Annotated in this window: 18 protein-coding genes and 1 tRNA gene; 8 read left to right on the forward strand and 11 right to left on the reverse strand. The window is 67.5% G+C overall.

Annotation, left to right across the window (positions count from 1 at the left end; genetic code table 11):
* Positions 1 to 45: 45 nt before the first annotated feature.
* On the reverse strand, positions 46 to 426 hold the full coding sequence (locus ACUVWL_RS18215; RefSeq protein ID WP_049442059.1) for a YbjQ family protein: 381 nt from the start codon (positions 424 to 426) through the stop codon (positions 46 to 48).
* A gap of 138 nt (positions 427 to 564) precedes the next feature.
* Between ACUVWL_RS18215 and ACUVWL_RS18220 the strand changes: the two genes are divergently transcribed.
* Positions 565 to 1272: an alpha/beta fold hydrolase gene (locus tag ACUVWL_RS18220; RefSeq protein WP_445978634.1), complete on the forward strand. Its 708-nt coding sequence runs from the start codon at positions 565 to 567 to the stop codon at positions 1270 to 1272.
* On the opposite strand, the gene ACUVWL_RS18225 is transcribed toward ACUVWL_RS18220, so the two are convergent.
* The gene (locus tag ACUVWL_RS18225) at positions 1229 to 2008 is read right to left on the reverse strand and encodes a YdcF family protein (protein ID WP_445392010.1); all 780 of its coding nucleotides are present in this window, start codon (positions 2006 to 2008) and stop codon (positions 1229 to 1231) included. The genes ACUVWL_RS18220 and ACUVWL_RS18225 overlap by 44 nt on opposite strands.
* Positions 2009 to 2318: 310 nt before the next feature.
* Between ACUVWL_RS18225 and ACUVWL_RS18230 the strand changes: the two genes are divergently transcribed.
* The gene (locus ACUVWL_RS18230; RefSeq protein WP_046433170.1) at positions 2319 to 2723 is read left to right on the forward strand and encodes a hypothetical protein; all 405 of its coding nucleotides are present in this window, start codon (positions 2319 to 2321) and stop codon (positions 2721 to 2723) included.
* A 1-nt stretch (position 2724) separates the two neighbouring features.
* Positions 2725 to 4458 (forward strand): ATP-binding response regulator, encoded by a 1734-nt coding sequence (locus ACUVWL_RS18235; protein ID WP_049406828.1) that lies wholly within the window; start codon positions 2725 to 2727, stop codon positions 4456 to 4458.
* A 109-nt stretch (positions 4459 to 4567) separates the two neighbouring features.
* On the opposite strand, the gene dkgB is transcribed toward ACUVWL_RS18235, so the two are convergent.
* Positions 4568 to 5377 carry a 2,5-didehydrogluconate reductase DkgB gene (dkgB, locus tag ACUVWL_RS18240; RefSeq protein ID WP_126411505.1) on the reverse strand — a complete coding sequence of 270 codons (810 nt, stop codon included), beginning with the start codon at positions 5375 to 5377 and terminating at the stop codon, positions 4568 to 4570.
* 245 nt (positions 5378 to 5622) lie between these two features.
* A complete protein-coding gene (locus ACUVWL_RS18245) occupies positions 5623 to 7743 on the reverse strand; it encodes a methyl-accepting chemotaxis protein (protein ID WP_126411504.1) in 2121 nt (706 codons plus the stop codon).
* Positions 7744 to 7926: 183 nt separating this feature from the next.
* Between ACUVWL_RS18245 and ACUVWL_RS18250 the strand changes: the two genes are divergently transcribed.
* On the forward strand, positions 7927 to 8382 hold the full coding sequence (locus ACUVWL_RS18250; protein ID WP_014648823.1) for an Rrf2 family transcriptional regulator: 456 nt from the start codon (positions 7927 to 7929) through the stop codon (positions 8380 to 8382).
* Positions 8372 to 9277 (forward strand): NAD(P)/FAD-dependent oxidoreductase, encoded by a 906-nt coding sequence (locus tag ACUVWL_RS18255; protein WP_445978635.1) that lies wholly within the window; start codon positions 8372 to 8374, stop codon positions 9275 to 9277. Before ACUVWL_RS18250 ends, ACUVWL_RS18255 begins: the two co-directional genes overlap by 11 nt.
* 95 nt (positions 9278 to 9372) lie before the next feature.
* Here the strand turns inward: ACUVWL_RS18255 and ACUVWL_RS18260 are convergent, their stop codons facing one another.
* From ACUVWL_RS18260 to ACUVWL_RS18275, 4 genes are all read right to left on the reverse strand, one after another.
* Positions 9373 to 10593 carry an RtcB family protein gene (locus tag ACUVWL_RS18260; RefSeq protein ID WP_126411501.1) on the reverse strand — a complete coding sequence of 407 codons (1221 nt, stop codon included), beginning with the start codon at positions 10591 to 10593 and terminating at the stop codon, positions 9373 to 9375.
* 56 nt (positions 10594 to 10649) lie between these two features.
* Positions 10650 to 11774: a slipin family protein gene (locus ACUVWL_RS18265; RefSeq protein WP_014648820.1), complete on the reverse strand. Its 1125-nt coding sequence runs from the start codon at positions 11772 to 11774 to the stop codon at positions 10650 to 10652.
* 356 nt (positions 11775 to 12130) lie between these two features.
* A tRNA-Gln gene (locus tag ACUVWL_RS18270) sits at positions 12131 to 12203 on the reverse strand.
* A 648-nt stretch (positions 12204 to 12851) separates the two neighbouring features.
* Positions 12852 to 13808, reverse strand: a complete 957-nt coding sequence (locus ACUVWL_RS18275; RefSeq protein WP_445978636.1) for an aldo/keto reductase — start codon at positions 13806 to 13808, stop codon at positions 12852 to 12854.
* Between the two features lie 169 nt (positions 13809 to 13977).
* Between ACUVWL_RS18275 and ACUVWL_RS18280 the strand changes: the two genes are divergently transcribed.
* Both ACUVWL_RS18280 and ACUVWL_RS18285 read left to right on the forward strand, forming a co-directional pair.
* On the forward strand, positions 13978 to 14835 hold the full coding sequence (locus ACUVWL_RS18280; RefSeq protein ID WP_445978637.1) for a class I SAM-dependent methyltransferase: 858 nt from the start codon (positions 13978 to 13980) through the stop codon (positions 14833 to 14835).
* A gap of 171 nt (positions 14836 to 15006) precedes the next feature.
* Positions 15007 to 15546 (forward strand): pseudouridine synthase, encoded by a 540-nt coding sequence (locus ACUVWL_RS18285; protein ID WP_014648817.1) that lies wholly within the window; start codon positions 15007 to 15009, stop codon positions 15544 to 15546.
* A gap of 93 nt (positions 15547 to 15639) precedes the next feature.
* Here the strand turns inward: ACUVWL_RS18285 and ACUVWL_RS18290 are convergent, their stop codons facing one another.
* Positions 15640 to 16014 (reverse strand): hypothetical protein, encoded by a 375-nt coding sequence (locus ACUVWL_RS18290; RefSeq protein ID WP_014648816.1) that lies wholly within the window; start codon positions 16012 to 16014, stop codon positions 15640 to 15642.
* 200 nt (positions 16015 to 16214) lie between these two features.
* On the reverse strand, positions 16215 to 18719 hold the full coding sequence (gene hrpB, locus ACUVWL_RS18295; RefSeq protein WP_445978638.1) for an ATP-dependent helicase HrpB: 2505 nt from the start codon (positions 18717 to 18719) through the stop codon (positions 16215 to 16217).
* 67 nt (positions 18720 to 18786) lie between these two features.
* On the opposite strand from hrpB, the gene ACUVWL_RS18300 reads away from it, so the two are divergent.
* Positions 18787 to 19584 (forward strand): TatD family hydrolase, encoded by a 798-nt coding sequence (locus ACUVWL_RS18300; RefSeq protein WP_046433165.1) that lies wholly within the window; start codon positions 18787 to 18789, stop codon positions 19582 to 19584.
* A 55-nt stretch (positions 19585 to 19639) separates the two neighbouring features.
* Here ACUVWL_RS18300 and ACUVWL_RS18305 read toward each other — a convergent pair whose 3' ends face one another.
* On the reverse strand, positions 19640 to 20449 hold the full coding sequence (locus ACUVWL_RS18305; protein WP_262093735.1) for an epimerase: 810 nt from the start codon (positions 20447 to 20449) through the stop codon (positions 19640 to 19642).
* Positions 20450 to 20518 lie beyond the last annotated feature (69 nt).

Genomic DNA, 20518 nt, shown 5'->3' on the forward strand with positions numbered 1-20518 from the left:
TCACACGGGCACGCCTGAGCCGGGCATGGGCTCGGCTCTACAGCTTCAACGCATCGGTTCCACCACCACCGCCGTGCCATAGCACAGCACTTCGGTAAGCCCGGTCATCACATCGGTGGCGTCGTAGCGCATGCCGATGATCGCGTTGGCACCCAGCTGCCGTGCATGCTTGACCATGTCGCGGTAGGTTTCCTCGCGGGCCTGTTCGCACAGTTCGGTATAGATGGTGATGTTGCCACCGAAGATCGTCTGGATACCGCCGAGGAAGTTGCCGACGATCGAGCGCGAGCGCACGGTGATGCCGCGCACCACACCGAGGTTGCGCACGACGCGGTGCCCAGGCAGCTCGAAGGCGGTGGTGACCAGCGCATCATCGAAGCGGAGCGCGGGTGGGGTGGGGGTGCCGCTGTTGTAGGGGTCTGCCATGGTCGCGTCCGTGTCGCTGCCTTCTGAGAGTCGAGCCATGCTCGACGGGCCGTGCAGCAGTCGAGCATGGCGCGACTCTACAACGCAACCGCCTGTTGCGGCATGGTTCCGTCACCGTGCTGGCGCGACAATACCCCCATGACCGACCGTATTCCCCTGCTGCTGCTGCCCGGCCTGCTCAACGATGCCGAGCTGTGGCGCGCGCAGCTGGCCGACCTGGCCGACATCGCCGACTGTACAGTAGGCGACCAGACCCGTGGCGAGACCCTGCAGGCGGTGGCCGAGGACGTACTCGCACAGGCACCGGAGCGCTTTGCGCTGGCCGGTTTCTCATTGGGCGGCTTCGTCGCCCAGCAGATCCTGCGCATTGCGCCGGAGCGCGTGCTGCAGCTGGCGCTGATCGATACCTCGATCCACGCCGATCCACCGGAACGTGCCGAGCAGCGCCGCAGCCAACGTGCCAGCGTGCGCCTGCCGGGGAAGTTCCACGGCTTCGGCGATGTGCTGATGCGCAGCTACATCGATGCGTCGCGGCTGGATGACTACGTGCTGGTGCAGCGCGTGCGCGACATGACCGCCCGCCTGGGCGCGGACGTGTTCCTGCGCCAGAGCGCGCTGGAACGCCGCGATGGCCATGATGTGCTGGCCGGCTACCGCGATCCGCTGCTGATCGTGTGCGGCGCGAACGATCGCATCACGCCACTGGCGATGAGTGAGGAAATGCACGCGATGGTGCCGCACTCGCAGCTGGTGGTGGTGCCCGACTGCGGGCACCTGGCACCGATGGAGAAACCGGACGAGGTCAGTGCGGCGATGCGTGGGTGGTTGCTGCAGGCGCGACACTGACCGGCTCGATGGGGGCGTCGTTCCAGCCCATCCGGTTGTAGAGGTGGTAGCGCAGAACGCCGATACGCTCATGCAACATCACTTCGACCAGCAATAGATTGAATGTGGAGGGCAGCCACCCCCGGGTGGCACGGAGGCGGTCGCTGGGCAGGCCCTCGGCCACGACGCCGAAGTGACGGAAGTAGATCAGGCTCCGCGTGAGATGCAGGCCCGAGGTCACCAGCACCACCCGCGGGCTGTTGCGCCCGATGATCGCACTGCTGTTTCGGGCGTTCTGCCAGGTGTTCCTGCTGGCACGCTCGCGGACAATCCTCTCGGTGGGCACGCCCAGCGCAATCAGTTCGCGTGCGTAGACATCGGCCTCAGCGACATCGCCCTTGGCAGTGACGCCTCCGCTGGCAAGCACCGTACAGACCTCCCGCGTGCGATCGCATTCGTGGTAACGCTGTGCTGCCCTCATCAGGCGGCTGTAACCGCCCAGCCCGGGCCTGGAGCCCCGGGCATCGTGGTCGATGCCGGCACCCAGTACCACGATCACAGTGCGCGGATGAAGTGCACCGTGATCAGTGACAGAAGGGGTGCCCTGCGCGCGATCCAGCAACCATTGCGTGACCGGGGCGCTGGCACTGGCTGCCATGGCCAGCGGAAGCGTCGCCAGAAACGCAGCACTGCGCAGACGGCGTTTCCAGACCAGCACGCTGCATGAAAGCAGCAGGAGAAGTGTCAGTGTCAGCATGGTGGTCCATGAGGAAAGTTTGAAAGAATTCCGATGGCGTAGCGCATTCGTTGCCTACATGCTGGATGTCATGGATCTGAAGCGACTGTCACTCCCGGCCCGATGTGCTGCCATCGTAGGCGGAATCATGCTCGCGGTGGCTGCAGGGCATCTGCTGGGTGGCTGCTTTCCGCAGTTCTTCGTACAGATCCATCAGCGGATGCAATAGCTCGCGGGTCCTGCATGCTGACGCCTGAGGTCTCCAGTCAGGCGTAACGGGACGCTGGAATACATCCGTTCAGGTGTTGAATGCGACAGATGGAGGAAGGCGATGCAAAGCTTGAAGTCCCGGTTTGGGCTGAACGCAGGTCCACACGCCATGGACCGGCCTGAGCTTGGGGAACGCTCGATGCTAGGTCTCATTGCGGCAACGTCGCCCCACCAGCTGCCTTCATTCACCGCAGCGTTGGACGCGGCGATATCGCAGTGGATGAGCAAGGCGAAGGACGAATCCTTCGGTGGCTTGGAGCAGGAGCTGGCGCGTCTGCATGCCTTGAAGAGCGTGACCTCGGCGTTGGGCAGCGCCGAGGTAACGCTGGCCTGCGACGCATTGAGTGACTGTCTCCGCTCGGGTACAGAAGCGTACGCTGTGCGGCGGCGGGCATGCGCGTTGGCACTGTCCGCGCAGCGTCTTCTGCATCGTGCGACGGCGCATTTCCGGATGGAAGGAGGCTGACGTGCACCAGCCCTGTGTGTGCTCGCAGGCTTCCGCACCGGCAGCATTGCTGCAGGCAGCCCGTGCGCTGGAGATGCACCGCCTGGCCTGGCTTCTGTCGTGCCTTCAGGAGCCACGCGCCAGCGGGTTCCGGGTCCTGCTGCAGGTACTGGTGGTGCTGTGGTGCTGGCAGTGGGTGGATGGCCCGCAGCCGGTTCTGGCCAATGAGGCGGCCCGCGTGCTGCCGGTGGCCGTTGCACTGCTCGCGGTATCCGGGACATGGGCACTTGTTGCAAGGCTCTGCATGGAGCGCTGCCACCGCTGGTGCGATGGGGTAGGCCTTCTGCTCAGCCTGGCAATGGTTGCGATCCAGGTGGACGCGGCGTTCATCCTGCTGATGACGCTCAATGCAGCCCTGCCTTTCCTCGTGATCTCCGCGACCGCGGTGTATGGCCGCAGGGCAATTGCTCCCGCGATTGCATCGACTGCGCTGGCATTGCTGTGGGCCGCGCCTGAAGGCTACTGGGTCTCTCGGCCCGCCTACCTCGCCTACGCGCTGGCATTGACGATCCTGTTGCCGCTGGTAGCGGCGTTGCTGGTAGCCGCGATGCGTGACATAGCGCTGCGTGCCATTGCTTCGCGTGAGGCGCAGGGCCGATTCGTCAGTACGATGAGCCACGAGCTGCGGACGCCGCTGAACGCCATCATCAGTGGGATCCAGCTGCTGGAAGTGGGGACGGCAAGTACGGCCCAACGGCATGCACTGGCGACGGTCGCAACGCAGGCGCAGGCGCTCAGGCACCGCATCGATGATGTACTGGACGCAGCCAGCATCGATGGTGGCCGGCTGCAGTTGCGGCTTCATCCTTGTTCGCTGCGGTCGATCATTGAAAGCGTGCAGGCGACCTGCATGCCGGCTGCCGCCGACAAGGGCGTACTTCTGCAGCTGGATGGGAGTGAGCCCGATGTCTGGATGCTGGCAGACGGCGGACGTATCGAACAGGTGGTGACCAATCTTGTCTGCAATGCCATCAAGTTCACCCCGATGGCGGGCGAGGTGTCGGTATCCATCGTTGCGGTCCGATCGGGTGACGACTGGCAGGTTCAGATCGAGGTCTGCGATTCCGGCACGGGGATCGAAGCCGCGGACTTGGAGATGATCTTCTCGCCGTTCGTACAGCTCAGCCAAGGTGAGGCACGCTGCGAGCAGGGTGTCGGGCTGGGGCTGTACATCGTGCGGCTGATTTCCGATGCCATGGGTGGGACGATCAGCGTGAGCCGCAATGAAGCAGGCGGTGCCTCATTCGCGTGGCGCTTCACGGTGGCCTCAACCACGGAGGTGGACCCTCTTCCTTCCCTTGAAGAACTTCTTCAGTCACACGCAGCGTCGGTGCGACCGCTGCACTGCCTGCTGTTCGAGGACGTGGAAACCAACCGTGACGTGGTAGAGCGCCTGCTGCAGAGCGCCGGTCATCGCCTCAGCTCCCGCCACGATGGTCACGACGCGCGCGCAGTAATCGCGGCAGTCGAGCCTGATGTGGTGCTGCTGGATCTGCACATGCCCGGCTGCAGCGGATGGGAGGTGCTGGAGTCGCTAGCCAGGGACCCCGGCGCGCCACCGGTTCTTGTAATGAGCGCGGATACGCGGGTACAGGTGATTGAAAGAGCCCGCGCGCTGGGGGCTGCCGGTTTTCTATGCAAGCCACTGGACATCCACGACGTGCTGGATATGTTGCGCGGTGTTGCCGAGCGCTGACCGTCCGGCAGGTGCCGACCTTGGTCGGCACGGTGTTTCATCGATCGATCAGACGTCTGCGCCGACCAAGGTCGGCGTCTACCAGAGCAGTTGCGCGCCGTCGTTGGAATCAATCCCAGGCCGGGGCGATGCCTTCCGGGTTGGCCAGGCGATGGCCGCGGTCGAGCTTGGCGATCTGTGCCATGTCTTCGTCGGTAAGCCGGATCGCTGCCGCTTCCAGGTTGCTCGCCAGGTTCTCGCGCTTGGTCGAGGACGGAATGACCGAGAAACCCTGCTGCAGCGCCCAGGCCAGCGCGACCTGCGCCGGCGTGGCCTGGTGGCGTCCGGCAATGGCCTGGATCACCGGGTCCTTGATCACCTCGCCGTAGGCCAGGCTCATGTAGGCGGTGATGTGGATGCCGTTGTCCTGCAGGAACTTCACCAGCAGGCGATTCTGCAGGTAGGGGTGGATTTCGATCTGGTTGGTGGCAATGGCACCGGCGCCGAGGATGCCGATCGCCTTGCGGGTCTGCGCGATGGTGAAGTTGGAGATGCCGATCTCGCGGGCCAGGCCCTGCGCCTTGGCTTCAGCCAGTGCGGCCAGGTACTCCTCCATCGGCACGTCGACCTTGTCGTTCGGCGATGGCCAGTGGATCAGCGCCAGGTCGACGTACTCGGTTCGCAGCTTTTCCAGGCTGGTGCGCAGGCTGGCCAGCAGCGCATCGCGCTTGAACGCGGTGATCCAGACCTTGGTGGTCAGGTAGATGTCGTCGCGCGGCACGCCGGAATCGGCGATGGCCTGGCCGACCTCGGCTTCGTTGCCGTAGATCTGCGCGGTATCGATGGCGAGGTAGCCGACCGCCAGCGCGTTGCGCACGGAGTCGATCACGGTCTGGTCTTTCAGGCGGAAGGTGCCGAGACCGAAGGCGGGGACAGTCATGGGGGCTCCAGCAGAGGGGGAGGGAGGCGGGAATATCCACGAAAGGGTAGGCCAGCGGCCGTGTGCATGCCGGCAACGGTGCATTGCATCGACGTGTACGACGGCAGGTGGTGGTGGGTGCGGACCGTTGGTCCGCACTGTTCATGCCGCCACCCATGCAGCGTTGGACGCGGCCGGCCAGCGGCCGGCACTCCCCCTGTCTGCGCTCGACGGTAGTGCCGGCCGCTGGCCGGCAACCGGATCAATCAAGCCGCGCGTGCCAGCCCGCCCTTCGCCGCCGCCGTGGTTGACAGGTCGAACACATCCACCGCATCGATCAGGCGGTTGGCCTGCTGCTCCAGGCTGCGCGCGGCGGCGCTGGCTTCTTCCACCAGCGCGGCGTTCTGCTGGGTCGTGCCGTCCATCTGGATCACGGTCTGGCTGACTTGTTCGATGCCCGCGCTCTGCTCCTGCGAGGCCGCGGAGATCTCGGCCATGATGTCGGTCACGCGCTGCACCGATGCAACGATCTCGGCCATGGTGTCGCCTGCCTCGCGCACGCGCTGTGCGCCATGGCCAACCTGTTCCACCGAGGCTTCGATCAGTGACTTGATCTCCTTCGCGGCTGCCGCCGAGCGCTGCGCCAGCGTGCGCACTTCGCTGGCGACCACCGCGAAGCCGCGGCCCTGTTCTCCGGCGCGTGCCGCTTCCACCGCGGCATTCAGCGCCAGGATGTTGGTCTGGAACGCGATGCCATCGATCACGCTGATGATCTCGGCGATCTGCCGCGACGAGGTCTCGATCGCGCCCATCGTCGCCACCACCTGGCCGACCACGCTGCCACCGTGCGAGGCGACCGTATGTGCGCCGATCGCCAGCTGGTTGGCCTGGCGCGCATGTTCGGCGTTCTGGCGCACGGTGGAGGTCAGCTCCTCCATCGATGCCGCGGTCTCCTCCAGGTTGGCCGCCTGCTGCTCGGTGCGGCGCGACAGGTCATTGTTGCCGGCGGCGATCTCCGCGGCGGCGGTGTGGATGTTGCCGGAGGCGTGCTTGATGTCGGTGACGATGGTCGCCAGCTGCGTGGCGGTGGTATTGGCATCGCCGGCGATACGGGCGAACACCCCCTGGAAATCACCGTGCATGCGCGCGCCGAGACGGCCATCGGCGATCGCGCGCAGCATCGTCGAGACTTCGCCGAGGTTCAGTTCGGTAGTCTGCATCAGGCGGTTCAGGCCTTCGACCATTGCACGGAAATCATGCTCGAAGCGGGCACTGTCGCCGCGCTGGCTGAAGTCACCGGCGGCCGCCGCCTCGGCCAAGCGGCGGATCTCGCCATTGATCAGGCCGAGGTTGTGCTTGGCCATGTCCAGCGCTTCGGTGATCACGGCCTTCTCGCCGGGCAGGCGTTCCATGTCCTGGCTGAGGTCGCCGACCGCGTAGCGGCCCATGATCGAGATCGCGCGCATCTTCACCCGGATATGCGCATCGACCAGTGCGTTGCAGTCGGCCACCATGGTGCCGAACGCGCCGGGGAAGGCAGCGGCGTCCATGCGATGGCTGATGGTGCCGGCTTCGTGCGCCTGCGCCATCGCGGCCTGTGCATCCAGCACGCTGCGCAGCGTGGATTGCACCGCCTGCATGGCCTGCGCGAGGCGACCGATCTCGTCGCGGCTGCGCACCTGTACTGCGTGCTGCAGGTCACCGGCGGCCACCGCGCGCGCCGCTGCTTCCACTGCCAGCACCGGCTGCACCACCGCACGCCGCAGCCACCAGGCCAGACCGATCAGCAGCAGCACGGCGGCCAGCACGGTCAGCGCCGCGCACAGCAGCAGGGTCTGCCGGGCCTGCTGCGAACGGGACGCCACCGCCGCTTCAGCCACCTGCGTGGCGTGCGTGCTCAGCGCATCCAGAGCCATCGCCACCGGGCGATCCTTGCCGCGCACCAGGTTGTCGCCGGCCGCGGGATCGTAGCCGGCCGCGGCAAATGCCTGCAGCGCCGCGTGATAGTCCTGCTGCAGCTGCGCGTGCAGGCCAACGAACGCCTGCGCCAGCTCACGCGTGCGCGGGTCCGGGCTGGTGGCCAGACCCTTGGCCAGTTGCCCGACCAGGCGGCCTTCGCTGTCGAAGCCATCCAGGTGGCGTTGGCGCAGCGCATCGTCGTGCCCGCGCAGCAGCACGTTCTTCCATTCCTGCACCTGGCCACGGAACTCACGCTGCAGGCGTTCGGCATCGCGGCTGTGCGCGACTTCGGGCGGGACCTCGGTGGACAACTTCAACCAGGCGGAGGCCAGGCCTGCCAGCGCGCACAGCAGGACCACGGCCAAGCCAACAGAAACCGCGCCGAGCAGCTTGGACTGCAGGCGCGGAGCACGGACAGACGCATTCATCGGGAAGCACTCTCGGGAAGGGGCAATGCGGTATCGACCCGCTACGCTTCCGCTGAAGTGCGACGAACATCACATTAGCGTTTCGTTTAGTGATGTGAAGGAAGTGTTTCATAGGACAAATGTGTCCATATGGAACAAATACGGACCCTGGACAGGGGATATAAATGTAACTAATGTAGTTACATGAAATCCGCGAACCCGCTCTCTGACGCCCTGCACGTGATGGCGCATCTGGTCGGCCAGGATGGCCCGCGCACGTCCGGGCAGCTGGCGTCCTGCCTGCCGACCCATCCGGTGGTGATCCGCCGTCTGCTGGCGCAGCTGCACAAGGCCAGCTTGGTACGCAGCACCCGCGGTCATGGCGGTGGCAGCCAGCTGGCCCGCGACGCTGCAACGATCACCCTGCATGACATCTACCTGGCCGTGGGCGCACCACCGCTGGTGCAGGTCGGCGCCCGCGACGCCGGCGGCGGCTGCCCGATCCAGCAGCTGGTCAACAGCGCGCTGCTGGAGGGGGCACGCGAGGCACAGCGGTTGCTGGAGGCGCGCCTGCGGGCGACCACGCTGGACCAGCTCGGCGCCGACTTCGCCCGCCATCTCGCCCATCACCGTTCCCTGGAAGGTCCTCATGAATCCTGATGTGCTCATCGTCGGCGGCAGCTACGCCGGCATTGCCGCCGGCCTGATCCTGGCCCGCGCCCGGCGGCCGGTCACCGTCATCGACGCCGGCTCGCCGCGCAACCGCTTCGCCAGCCATTCGCACGGGGTGCCAGGGCTGGATGGCATCAGCGGCGCCGAGCTGCTGAAGACCGCGCGCCAGCAGCTGCTGGATTACCCCAGCGTGCGCTGGGTGCATGCCGAGGCTGTGCAGGCCAACGCCAGCGCAGAGGGCGTGGAAGTACGTACCGCCGATGGCCAGGTGCTGGCCGCGCGCAAGCTGCTGCTGGCCAGCGGTATCGCCGACCAGCTGCCGGAACTGCCCGGGCTGGCCGAGCGCTGGGGCAGCACCGTGCTGCACTGCCCCTACTGCCATGGTTACGAAGTGGGTGGCGGCGCCATCGGCCTGCTTGGCGGCCATCCGATGTCCGCCGGCAAGGCGCCGCTGTTTGCCGACTGGGGCAATGTCACCTTCTTCAGCCAGGGCCTGCCGATGACCGATGAGGAACGGGCTGCCATGCAGCAGCGCGGCGTGCAGATCGAGACGTCGCCGGTGCTGGGCGTGCAGGGCGACCAGCCGACCTGGCTGGAAGTGGAGCTGGCCGATGGCCGCCGCATCGCCCAGCGTGCGCTGTTCGTACCGGCCACCCAGGCGATGGCCACGCCATTGGTGCAGCAGCTTGGCTGCACCTTGGCCGAGAGCCCGCTGGGGGTGCTGATCGAGGTCGACATGATGAAGCAGACCTCGGTGCCGAACGTGTATGCCGCAGGCGATGCGACGACGGTCGGCAACATCACCCTGGCCATGGCCGAAGGCGTGCGCGCGGGCATCGGCGTGCATCATGCGCTGGTGGCCGAAGACAGCGTGCCGCGCTGAATGTGGCGGGGTCAGATCCCTTTCGCAGAAAGCGATCTGACCCCCGACGTGACGTACTGCTCTGGTAGAGGCCGGCCTTGGCCGGCACCGCTCCGTTACCCCTTCACGCACAGCACCTGGCGCAGGGTGTGCACCACCTCGACCAGGTCCAGCTGTGCGGCCATCACATCGTCGATCGACTTGTACGCGGCCGGTGACTCGTCCAGCACGCCGCTGTCCTTGCGGCATTCCACGTGCGCGGTGGCCTCGCGGTGCTGGGCCAGCGTGATCTGCTGGCGCGCCGTGCCACGGCTCATCACCCGGCCGGCACCGTGGCTGCAGCTGTGGAAGCTGTCGGCGTTGCCCTTGCCGCGCACGATGTAGCTGCGCGTGCCCATGCTGCCGGGAATGATGCCCAGCTCGCCTTCGCGCGCACTCACCGCCCCCTTCCGGGTCACCAGCAGTTCCTGGCCGTGGTGCGTCTCCTTCTGCACGTAGTTGTGGTGGCAGTTCACCGCCATCGCTGCCAGCTGGAACTTCGGCAAGCGGTGGCGCATCTCGGCAAGCACGCGCGACATCATCGCCTCGCGGTTCTGCCGGGCGTAGTCCTGCGCCCACGACACGGCTTCGACGTAGTCATCGAACAGCGGCTCGCCTTCCATGAAGAACGCCAGGTCCTTGTCCGGCAGGTGGAAGCCGAGCACGCGCCGGGCCAGTTCCTCGCGCGCCTTCTCGATGAAGTAGGTGCCGATCAGGTTGCCGGTGCCGCGCGATCCGCTGTGCAGCATCACCCACACCGTGTCCGTCTCGTCCAGGCACAGTTCGATGAAGTGGTTGCCACCACCCAGCGTACCCAGCTGGCGGTCGAGCTTGTCGGTGCGGATTCTGCGGTGCCTGTCCTTGATCTTCTCCAGGCCGACGGCCAGCCCGGACTGCACCAGCCGGGTGTGGATGCTGTCGGGCATGCGGTGATGCTCGCCGCCGCGCCCGTTGCCGACCGGAATGCTGCGCTCGATGCTGTTGCGCAGCTGCCGCAGGTCGTCGGGCAGGTCGTTGGCGCGCAGCGTGGTGCGTACCGCCGCCATGCCGCAGCCGATGTCGACGCCGACCGCGGCCGGGATGATCGCACCGCGGGTCGGAATCACCGAGCCGACGGTCGCGCCCTTGCCCAGGTGCACGTCCGGCATCACGGCCACCCACGGCCCGACGAACGGGATCGCGGCGATGTTGCGCAGCTGCTCATGCGCCTGCGCTTCCAGCGGCACACCGTTGACCCAGCCCTTGATCGGCGTGGTGCCCTCGGCGTGCAGCCATTGATAGTTGTGTTGAGTGTCCATGTCTTCGTGTATGTCCTTGATGGGCCGGCGGCGCGTCCCTGCGCCGCCGCTGCCCCCTACCTGATCGTCACCAGCTGCTTCAGCACGCCATCCAGGCCGCCGAATACGGTGAGCGTGTCGATCTTCTCGGTGACCTTCTCCAGTGCCTCCAGCTCCTTCAAGCGCATCAGCACCGGGTTGTCCTCGATCAGCTTTGCGGTGTTGAGCTGCGAACGCGTGGCGTTGGCCTCCTCGCGTCGACGGATCACGCTGGCCTGGGCCTGCTTCTCGGCCAGCACCACGCCATTGAGGATCTCCTTCATCTCGCCCGGCAGGATCACGTCCTTGATGCCCACGCCGAGCAGCCGCACGCCGTGGCCCTCGATCGCGGCCTGCACATGGGCGGCGATCTCGCCGTCCAGCGCCGCCTTGTCGCCCAGCAGCTCGTCCAGGCTGCGCGCGGCAATCGCCTGGCGCAGGCCGAACTGCAGCTGCCGGTAGACGAACTCATCGGCATTGCTGAGCGTGCGGTGTGCACGCACCGGGTCGATCACCTGCACGGTCGCGGCCAGGTTCACCCGCAGGGTCACCTTGTCGCGGCTGAGCAGCTCCTGGCCGGACACGTCCAGCGAACGTGCACGCAGTTCCACGCGCTCCACCGACACGTTGCCGTTGAAGTTCCAGAACGCGTGCAGGCCGGCGTCCAGCGTCTGCCGCAGCGTGCCATCGATGAACAGCAGGCCGACCGACTCGCTTGGCACGGTGCTGATCACCGCCACACGCGGCAGCACCCCCAGCTGGCCCAGGCGTTGCTGCACGTCCGCCGGGATGCGCGGCTCGTCACCCAGCGCCATCACGCGTACCTGGGTGTCGACCGAACCCCGCCAGTACAGGCGGCGGCTGCCCGGCGGCAGCACTTCATCGATGCGGCCGTTGCGCAGCAACAGGCCGACTTCGGTGGCGCTGACATTGGCCAGCACGAAGTGCGTGTCCAGCGTCGCGCCCAGTGCCTCGATCAGGCTGTCCTGGTCGCTGCCGGTATAGGCCGCGCCCTTCGATGCGGTGTGGATGTCCACGTGCGGGCGGCCGCCGAACGGCGACAGGCGGTGCACGCCCGGCAGCAGCATCTGCTGGAAACGACGGTTGCGATACACCAGGCCGCGCTCGCCGTCGCCGATCACGACCTTGATGGTCCAGAACATGGGAGTCTCTCCTTGTATGGCTCTGGTGGTTCGACCCGTTGCGGATGAATCGCCATGACCCGGGTCGATCAGGTCGTGGCGCGGCCGCCTGCACACCACGTGCAGGCAGCGGAAGAGGGCGGCCATCGGCGGACGGTCCGCGCGCGGAGCCTTCGGTGCGCCGGCAGTGCTGCCATCGCCGTTCCCGGCAGGCAGCACCGGGGCGGAACGTGGCTGGCAGTGGCGGCGGGCCGGGGCCCGGCGTGCGGTCCGTTGCCTTCCACGCCCCGCCCGAAGGCGATGGCGGTGGACGGCGACGATGGCCGCTGGGGCTTGCGCCCCGGGTGTTGCTTCAAGTCATGACGTGACAGGTCATGTGGTTTGGAGTGGGAGTCGAACCCACGACAGACGGAATCAGGATCCGTTGCTCTACCCTGCTGAGCTATCCAGTTGGGGACCGCGCGGAATCGAACCGCGTACCGGCGAACCGGCGCCTGCCTCCAGCAGGCGATCCAGGCGATGGCATGTCCGCGACCTCCGGCATACGCCACGGCAACGCCGCGCGCACCAGCCCGTGATGGAAACGGGACCGTTGGAGAATCGAGGGTGCAGGCCACCGACATTATCGACGAGCGATAATGTTTTGATGCGATGCAGATAATGTCCTGGCGCAGCCGATCGCGCGAAGTAAATCCTTCGGCGGGGCGGGAGAAACCTGGGTCAGTGAGCGGCGGGTTGCCGCGCGGGGTGCAGTTCTGGCATCGCGGGTCCTTGTGCCGACGCAAACGAAAACGCCCCCGGGACTTGCGTTCCGAGGGCGTCGTCAGGCCTCGGAGATCGGGGTGGCCGATCTCCGCAGGGCGGGTATCAGGCCGTTGTCAGCTGGTCTTCCTTGCCGAACGCGCGCGCCAGCCCGTCCATGCGCAGGCATGGCAGCAGTTTGGCGATGGCGACGGAATGCGCGTTCAAGGGAAGTTTCCAGTGGTTGTTGAAACGAGGTGCGCACGATAAACCACGATTTAGTCGCGTGCAACCATTTTGTTCAATTGTTTTCTTCGCTGTTGTGCAATGCCGGCCAGCGGCCGGCACTACCGGGCCTCACGCTTCGGCGCTGGCGGCATCCAGCTGCGCGACATCCTGCACGCTCAGCGACACGTTGGCCGCTGCCAGCAGATCGTGCAGCTGTTCGACGCTGGTGGCGCTGACGATCGGCGCGGTGATCGACGGCCGCGCGATCTGCCATGCCAGTGCGATCTGTGCGGCGCTGACATTGTGCTTGCTGGCCACGTCATCCAGCGCCTGCAGGATGCGCAGGCCGCGCGGGTTCAGATAGCGCTTCACCACCGTTTCGCCACGTGCCGGGCTCTTGGCCGCATCGGCCGGTGTGCGGTACTTGCCGCTGAGGAAGCCACTGGCCAGGGCGTAGTAGCCGATCACGCCGATCTGTTCGCGCTGCACCAGCGGTTCCAGCTCCTTCTCGTAGCCGGCACGGTCGTACAGGTTGTACTCCGGCTGCAGGGTTTCGTAACGCGGCAGCTTGTAGTCGGTGGACACCTTCAGCGCATCGGCCAGGCGCGTGGCGCTGTAGTTGGAGGCACCGATGGCGCGCACCTTGCCGGCTTCGATCAGGCGGCCGAACGCGGCCAGGGTCGCTTCCAGTGGCGTCGACTCATCATCCTCGTGGGCCTGGTACAGATCGATCACGTCGGTCTGCAGGCGGCGCAGCGAATCCTCGACGGCCGCATTGATGTTGTCCGGGGTCAGGCCGGGGCGTTCGGCCCATTTGGCCACCTTGGTCGCCAGCACCACCTTGTCGCGCTTTCCGCTGCGCGCGAACCATTTGCCGATCAGCGTTTCCGATTCGCCGCCGGCGTTGCCCGGCACCCAGGCCGAATACACATCGGCGGTGTCGACCAGGTTGAAGCCGGCGTCGACGAAGGCATCGAGCAGGGCGAAGCTGGCCTTCTCATCGGCGCTCCAGCCGAACACGTTGCCACCGAAGGCGAGCGGACGTACATGCAGGCCGGAACGGCCCAGTTCGCGGGTTGCCGTCATGGGCACGGACTCCTTGGGGGAAGTGCTCCAGAATAGAACGCGTAGTGTGACCGTGCTGCGGCGGCGACCACAAAACAGTGTTCCGCGATACGCACGCGGCTAACGTTTTGTGAACACCTGGGGCGCCGCGGCTGCTAGTCTCGCCGCATCTTCCGCTGGAGTCGCTCCGATGATGCCTGCTTCGTCCCTGCGTGGTTGCCGCCTGCTGCTTGCTTCGGCCCTGCTTGCCGCTGTTCCCGCGTTTGCCGCACCGGCCACGGTCGCGCCGGCGAAGATCGAGGTGTCGCCGGCCATCGACGCGGCGGTGAAGGCGCCCACCCGCGATGCCAACAACGTCAAGCGCGACGGTTTCCGCCACCCGGCGCAGACGCTGTCGTTCTTCAAGGTGACGCCGGAAAAGACCGTCATCGAGATCACCCCCGGCAACGGCTGGTACTCGGAGATCCTGGCGCCGCTGCTGCACGACAAGGGCCACTACGTTGCTGCGGTGGTCGATCCGATGGCGGTGCCCGAAGGCCGCGGCCGTGACTACCAGCAGCGCAGCCGCGACAGCCTGGAAAGGAAGTACGCCGCTGCACCGGCACAGTTCGGCAAGACTGCCGTGGTCGCCTACGATCCGGCCAAGCCGGTGTTCGGCCCGGCCGGTTCAGCCGATGTGGTGCTGACCTTCCGCAACGTGCACAACTGGCGCAAGGCCGGCCAGGCGCAGGGCATGTTCCAGGGCTTCTTCAACGTGCTCAGGCCGGGCGGCGTGCTGGGCGTGGTCGAGCACCGCGCCAAGGCCGACGTGGCCGACGACGATGACACCGGCTATGTCGGCCAGCAGCAGGTGATCGCGATGGCCGAGGCCGCCGGCTTCAAGCTGGACGCGCGCAGTGAGGTCAACGCCAACCCGCGCGACACCAAGGACCACCCGAACGGCGTGTGGACGCTGCCGCCGACCAACCAGCACGACAAGGCCGATGATGCGAAGTACCAGGCGATCGGCGAAAGCGACCGCATGACCCTGCGCTTCATCAAGCCGTAAGAGGGGTGCCGGGCTGGCGCATGCTGACTCTGTAGAGCCGAGCCCATGCTCGGCTGCTGTTGCGTTCCGCCGTGCTGTGCGCGATGAGCCGAGCATGGGCTCGGCTCTACAGCCGAGTGGCGCGTGGCGCGGCATGGGACAATGCGCCATCCGCCGACTGCCGTGCCCGCAATGCTGATCGCCTTCAACAAGCCCTTCAACGTGCTCTGCCAGTTCACCGACCGCAGCGTACCGCCGCGGCCGACGCTGGCCGGGTTCGGCCTGCCGCCGCGCGTGTATGCCGCCGGTCGCCTGGACCATGACAGCGAAGGCCTGCTGCTGCTGACGGATAACGGCACGCTGGCGCACACGTTGACCGACCCGAAGCACAAGGCCGACAAGACCTACTGGGTGCAGGTGGAAGGCACGCCCAGCGATGAGCAGCTGCAACGGTTGCGCGATGGGGTGGAGCTGAATGACGGGCCGACCTTGCCGGCGAAGATCGAGCGCCTCGATCCGGCGCCGTCGCTGTGGACACGCGATCCGCCGGTGCGCTTCCGCAAGACCGTGCCCGATGCCTGGCTGGCGATCACGATCCGCGAGGGCCGCAACCGCCAGGTGCGGCGGATGACCGCGGCAGTGAACCTGCCAACGCTGCGGCTGGTGCGGGTGGCGATGGGGCCCTACCGGCTGGACGACCTGCAGCCGGGGCAGTGGCGGCAGATCGGTTGAAACAGAAAGGGCCGGATACCTCGCGGCATCCGGCCCTCTCGTAGCTGGTAGGGTCAGAGCCCTTCCTGCGGAAGGGGTCTGACCCGGGCAGCTTCACGCGTCGCTGCCGATATCGCTGTGCTCGTCCACCACGGTGTCGTTGCGGCGGTCGCGTGCGTGGATGCGCTGCGCCTGCCCATTCACCACGTGGCCATTGGCAGCCTTCTTCTTCTGCTGCTTGCGGTACAGCGCATAGCCCAGCAGGCCGACGCCGACGGCAGCCGCGGCAATGGTCACGGCCGGGTTGCGGCGGGCGAACTTGGTGGCGACCTTGCCGCCGGTCTTCACTGCGCCGAGGGCGGCGCCGGTCTTGATCCAGTCCGCGTTGCGCAGGCTGCCACCGGCGCTCTTCAGGCCATCGCCGGCGGTGTGGGCCAGCTCCAGGGCGCGCTCCAGAGCGCGGTCGGTGATTACGGTCAGCTTGCTCATGCGGGGGTCCTTTGCCTCGGGTCGAAGTCCAGTGTCGCGTGTTGCCCGTAAACGGTATGTCAGTCGGGGACGCACGTGGTGTGACTTTACCGCAGCCATTCAGGATCAGGCAGGCTCCGCACCCGGTAGTGCCGGCCGCTGGCCGGCAATGCTCTCCGCCTGGTGCCAGGGGGCTGCCGGCCAGCGGCCGGCACTACCAATCAGGTTCCGCGCGGCTTGGCCCGGTGCGTGGCCGTCGCCGTCCACGGATCATCCGGCCATGGGTGGCGCGGGTAACGGCCCTTCATCTCCTTTTTCACTTCGGCGTAGGTGCTTTCCCAGAAGTTGCGCAGATCCTGGGTGACCTGCAGCGGGCGGCCGCCGGGGGAGAGCAGGTGCAGGGTCAGCGGCACGCGGCCATCGGCGATGCGCGGCGTGTCGGCCAGGCCGAACAGTTCCTGCAGCTTCACCGCCAGCACCGGCGGCAGCGGATCGCCGCTCTCGCTGTCCAGCGCATAGGTGATCGGCCGCTCCAGTCCGGACGGCACGGTGATGCGGGTCGGCGCATGACGCTCGACCAACTGCCGTTGTGACCACTCCAGTGGCGATTTCAGCGCCTCGCCGAAGCTGGATTCATCCAGCGTATCCAGTCGCGTCCTGCCGGCGAACGCGGGCTGCAGCCATTGTGCGCGCGTGGCCAGCAGGGCATCGTCGCTGCAGTCGGGCAGGCCGAGCTCGGGCATCCAGCGCCGCAGCGATTCCACCCGGGCCTGCCACTGGCGCAGGCCCTCGGTCCACGGCAGCGCCTGCAGGCCGAGCTCGGCCACCGCATCGGTCAGCGCCTGCGCGGCGTGCTGCGGATCGACCCGGCCGGCCGAGCGGCTGTCCAGCACGATCCGGTCGAAACGGGTCTCGCGCAGCGCCACCAGGGCGCGTCGCTCGCTGTCCCAGCGCACCACGTCTTCGGTGACGAAGCGCTCCGGCCATGCCTTGCGCAGCTGGCCTTCATCCACCGGTGCGGCACGCAGCAGCAGCGCATCGCGCGCCTCGAAGCGCAGTTCGCTGGCCACCAGCCACGGCTCACCGCGCAGGTCACTCAGTTCGTGCAGGCGCGCGCTGCGGCCATTGGCCAGCAGGTAGCGCAGCGGATCGCCGGGATGCTGGAAACCGATCCGGTCGGGAAAGGCGTGTGCAAGCAGATCGCCCAGTTCGTGCGCCTCGATGCTGGCCGGCGGCGTAGCCTCGCAGCGCAGGCGGCGACGCCACTGCTTGGCGGCGGCATCAATGGCGGCCAGCCCGCTGCGGTTGGCATCGCCCGGCGCGCGGCCAGTGCGGAACGCGGCCAGTGCGCGCCAGCGGGCCGCCAGCGCGTCACCGCCCTGGCGCAGCGGGTCGCGCGCTTCCAGCAGGGCGGCCAGATCGGCGGCCAGCGCCTGCGCGCGGGCATCGGGCGCTGCCAGCAGCATCGCCGCCATCCGCGGGTGCGTACCCAGCGCCAGTACACGGCGCCCGAGTGCGGTGATCGCGCCCGAGTCCGACAGTGCACCCAGGCGCTGCAGCAGTTCGCGCGCCGCGCCCATCGGGCCGGCCGGTGGCGGATCGAGGAAGCGCAGGTCACTGCTGCCCCAGGCGGCCAGTTCCAGCGCCAGTCCGGCCAGTTCCACCTGGTCGATCTCGGCGCGGCGCTGCGGCTCCAGCCGCTGCGACTGCGGCCACAGCCGCCAGGCCACGCCTTCGGCGACGCGACCGGCGCGGCCGGCGCGCTGGTCGGCCGACGCCTGCGCGATGGCCACCACGTCCAGCCGGGTGAAGCCGCTGTTGGGGTCGTAGCGCGGCTCGCGCGCCTGGCCGCTGTCGATCACCACGCGCACGCCGGGCAGGGTCACCGACGACTCGGCGACGTTGGTCGCCAGCACCACGCGACGGCGGCCATCGCTGGCGGCCTGCAACACGCGCGCCTGTTGTTCCACCGGCAGCTCGCCATGCAGCGCCAGCACCTCGACGTTGCCATCGAGTGACTCCTGCAGGCCGGCCTGGACGCGCGCGATCTCGCGCTGGCCGGGCAGGAACACCAGCAGGTCACCGGGGTGCTCGGCCAGCGCCTGCTGCACCGCGCGGCGCACCTGCAGTTCCAGGGCTTCATCGCGGCGCGCCGGGAAGTGGCTGATCGCCACCGGATAACTGCGGCCCTCGCTGCTCAGCCGCGGCGCATCGAGGAAGCGTGCCAGCCGCTCGCCGTCCAGCGTGGCCGACATCACCACCAGGCGCAGGTCGTCGCGCAGCTGCGCCTGCACGTCCAGCGCCAGCGCCAGGCCCAGATCCCCACTGAGATGGCGCTCGTGGAATTCATCGAACAGGATCGCGCCGACGGTTTCCAGCATCGGGTCGTCCTGCAGCATCCGGGTCAGGATGCCCTCGGTGACCACCTCGATGCGGGTGCGCGCGGATACCTTGTTCTCGAAGCGGATGCGGTAGCCGACCGTGCCGCCGACCTCCTCACCCAGCTGCCGTGCCATGAACAGCGCCGCGCTGCGCGCGGCGACCCGGCGTGGTTCCAGCAGGATGATCTTGCGGCCCTGCAGCCACGGCGCGTCGAGCAGCGCCAGCGGCACCTGGGTGGTCTTGCCGGCACCGGGCGGGGCCTCCAGCACCAGCCGTGGTTGCACGGCCAGCTGCTGCTGGATCTGCGGCAGCAGCGGGGAAATCGGGAAGAGCGGGGCGTTCATATGCAAAGGATAAGGGGCCACGGCAGGCGCAGGTACAATGCGCGGGCACTTTTCCCCCGCGATGACCATGCACCTGATCGATATCGGCGCCAACCTGACCCACGACTCCTTCGACCGCGACCGCGATGCCGTGCTGGACCGCGCGCGCCAGGCCGGCGTGGTGCAGATGGTCATCACCGGTGCCAGCCGCGAGCACTCGCCACTGGCCCTGCAGTTGGCCCAGCAGCACCCCGGCTTCCTGTACGCCACCGCCGGCGTGCACCCGCACCACGCGGTGGAATACACCGAGGAATGCGATGCCGAAATGCGCGCGCTGCATGCCCACCCGGAAGTAGTGGCGGTGGGGGAGTGCGGGCTGGACTACTTCCGCGATTTCTCGCCGCGCCCGGCCCAGCACCGCGCGTTCGAGCGCCAGCTGCAGCTGGCCGCGGACAATGGCAAGCCCCTGTTCCTGCACCAGCGCGATGCGCATGCCGATTTCATGGCACAGATGAAGAACTTCGAAGGCCGCATCGGCCCGGCGGTGGTGCATTGCTTCACCGGTGAGCGTGACGAGCTGTTCGACTACCTGGACCAGGACTGGTACATCGGCATCACCGGCTGGCTGTGCGACGAGCGCCGTGGCGCGCACCTGCGCGAACTGGTGAAGAACATCCCGGCCAACCGCCTGATGATCGAGACCGACGCACCGTACCTGCTGCCGCGCACGCTGAAGCCGATGCCGAAGGACCGCCGCAACGAACCGATGTTTCTCTCGCACATCGTGGAAGAACTGGCGCGTGACCGTGGCGAGGACGTGGCAGTGACCGCCGCGAATGCAACGGCCGCGACGCGTACGTTCTTCCGCCTGCCCGGCGCAGGTTGATGGTAGTGCCGGCCGCTGGCCGGCAATACGGTTGATTGCCGGCCAGCGGCCGGCACTACCGGAGCAGGTCGCGCAGGCCCTCACGGTAGCTGGGGAACCGCGGCGCCCACGCCAGTGCTTCACGCGTGCCACGGCTGTCGATGCGCTTGTTGCTCTGGTAGAAGCGTCGCAGGGTCGGGCTGAGTGCAGGGTCGTCCCATGCCACGGCAGGTGGCATCGCAAACCCGCCCAGCTGCGCGGCGAAGGCCAGTACCTCCTGCGGCGGTGCCGGCTCGTCATCGGCCGGCAGATACAGGCCATCCACGCACGGCCGCTGCATCGACGCGATAACGACCGTCACCAGGTCATCCACGTGCAGCCGGTTGAATAGCAGCCCGGGACGCACTACGTGGCGGGCACGTCCCTGCGCCAGCTGCAGCAGCGCATTGCGCCCCGGCCCGTACAGGCCGGGCAGGCGGAACACTGCCGATGCGATGCCGCGTTCTCCTGCAAGCGCACGCCATTGCGCTTCGGCCCGCAGGCGCTGCACGCCGGCTGCTTCAGTGGCATCGGCTGCGCTGCGCTCGTCGACCCAGCCGCCGGCGCGGTCGGCATACACCGAGGTGGACGACAGATAGCCCACCCAGCGCAATGCCGGGCTGGCCCGCAGCGCGGGCAACAGCAGGCGCAGCGCAGGATCGCCATCGGCGTCGGGTGGCACGCTGCACAGTACGGCCTCGGCCTGCGCGATCTCATCGAGCAGGGCGGGCGATGGCGTGGCATCGGCACCCAGCGGATGGCGACGCAGACCATCGCGTGGTGCCGATGCGGGATCGCGTACCGTGCCGGCGACGTGTGCGCCCAATGCCTGCAGATGTCGGGCCATCGCACCGCCACTCCAGCCCAGCCCGAGGATCAGCACCCGTGAGGGCGATGCACTGGCGGCGGAGATGAT

The sequence above is a fragment of the Stenotrophomonas muris genome (genome assembly GCF_052751275.1).

What these genes read in the sequence shown, in the direction of transcription:
- ACUVWL_RS18215 (WP_049442059.1), bottom strand. Translation starts at nt 426, where the DNA reads ATGGCAGACCCCTACAACAGCGGCACCCCCACCCCACCCGCGCTCCGC.
- ACUVWL_RS18220 (WP_445978634.1), top strand. Translation starts at nt 565, where the DNA reads ATGACCGACCGTATTCCCCTGCTGCTGCTGCCCGGCCTGCTCAACGAT.
- ACUVWL_RS18225 (WP_445392010.1), bottom strand. Translation starts at nt 2,008, where the DNA reads ATGCTGACACTGACACTTCTCCTGCTGCTTTCATGCAGCGTGCTGGTC.
- ACUVWL_RS18230 (WP_046433170.1), top strand. Translation starts at nt 2,319, where the DNA reads ATGCAAAGCTTGAAGTCCCGGTTTGGGCTGAACGCAGGTCCACACGCC.
- dkgB (WP_126411505.1), bottom strand. Translation starts at nt 5,377, where the DNA reads ATGACTGTCCCCGCCTTCGGTCTCGGCACCTTCCGCCTGAAAGACCAG.
- ACUVWL_RS18245 (WP_126411504.1), bottom strand. Translation starts at nt 7,743, where the DNA reads ATGAATGCGTCTGTCCGTGCTCCGCGCCTGCAGTCCAAGCTGCTCGGC.
- ACUVWL_RS18250 (WP_014648823.1), top strand. Translation starts at nt 7,927, where the DNA reads ATGAAATCCGCGAACCCGCTCTCTGACGCCCTGCACGTGATGGCGCAT.
- ACUVWL_RS18255 (WP_445978635.1), top strand. Translation starts at nt 8,372, where the DNA reads ATGAATCCTGATGTGCTCATCGTCGGCGGCAGCTACGCCGGCATTGCC.
- ACUVWL_RS18260 (WP_126411501.1), bottom strand. Translation starts at nt 10,593, where the DNA reads ATGGACACTCAACACAACTATCAATGGCTGCACGCCGAGGGCACCACG.
- ACUVWL_RS18265 (WP_014648820.1), bottom strand. Translation starts at nt 11,774, where the DNA reads ATGTTCTGGACCATCAAGGTCGTGATCGGCGACGGCGAGCGCGGCCTG.
- ACUVWL_RS18275 (WP_445978636.1), bottom strand. Translation starts at nt 13,808, where the DNA reads ATGACGGCAACCCGCGAACTGGGCCGTTCCGGCCTGCATGTACGTCCG.
- ACUVWL_RS18280 (WP_445978637.1), top strand. Translation starts at nt 13,978, where the DNA reads ATGATGCCTGCTTCGTCCCTGCGTGGTTGCCGCCTGCTGCTTGCTTCG.
- ACUVWL_RS18285 (WP_014648817.1), top strand. Translation starts at nt 15,007, where the DNA reads ATGCTGATCGCCTTCAACAAGCCCTTCAACGTGCTCTGCCAGTTCACC.
- ACUVWL_RS18290 (WP_014648816.1), bottom strand. Translation starts at nt 16,014, where the DNA reads ATGAGCAAGCTGACCGTAATCACCGACCGCGCTCTGGAGCGCGCCCTG.
- hrpB (WP_445978638.1), bottom strand. Translation starts at nt 18,719, where the DNA reads ATGAACGCCCCGCTCTTCCCGATTTCCCCGCTGCTGCCGCAGATCCAG.
- ACUVWL_RS18300 (WP_046433165.1), top strand. Translation starts at nt 18,787, where the DNA reads ATGCACCTGATCGATATCGGCGCCAACCTGACCCACGACTCCTTCGAC.
- ACUVWL_RS18305 (WP_262093735.1), bottom strand. Translation starts at nt 20,449, where the DNA reads ATGGCCCGACATCTGCAGGCATTGGGCGCACACGTCGCCGGCACGGTA.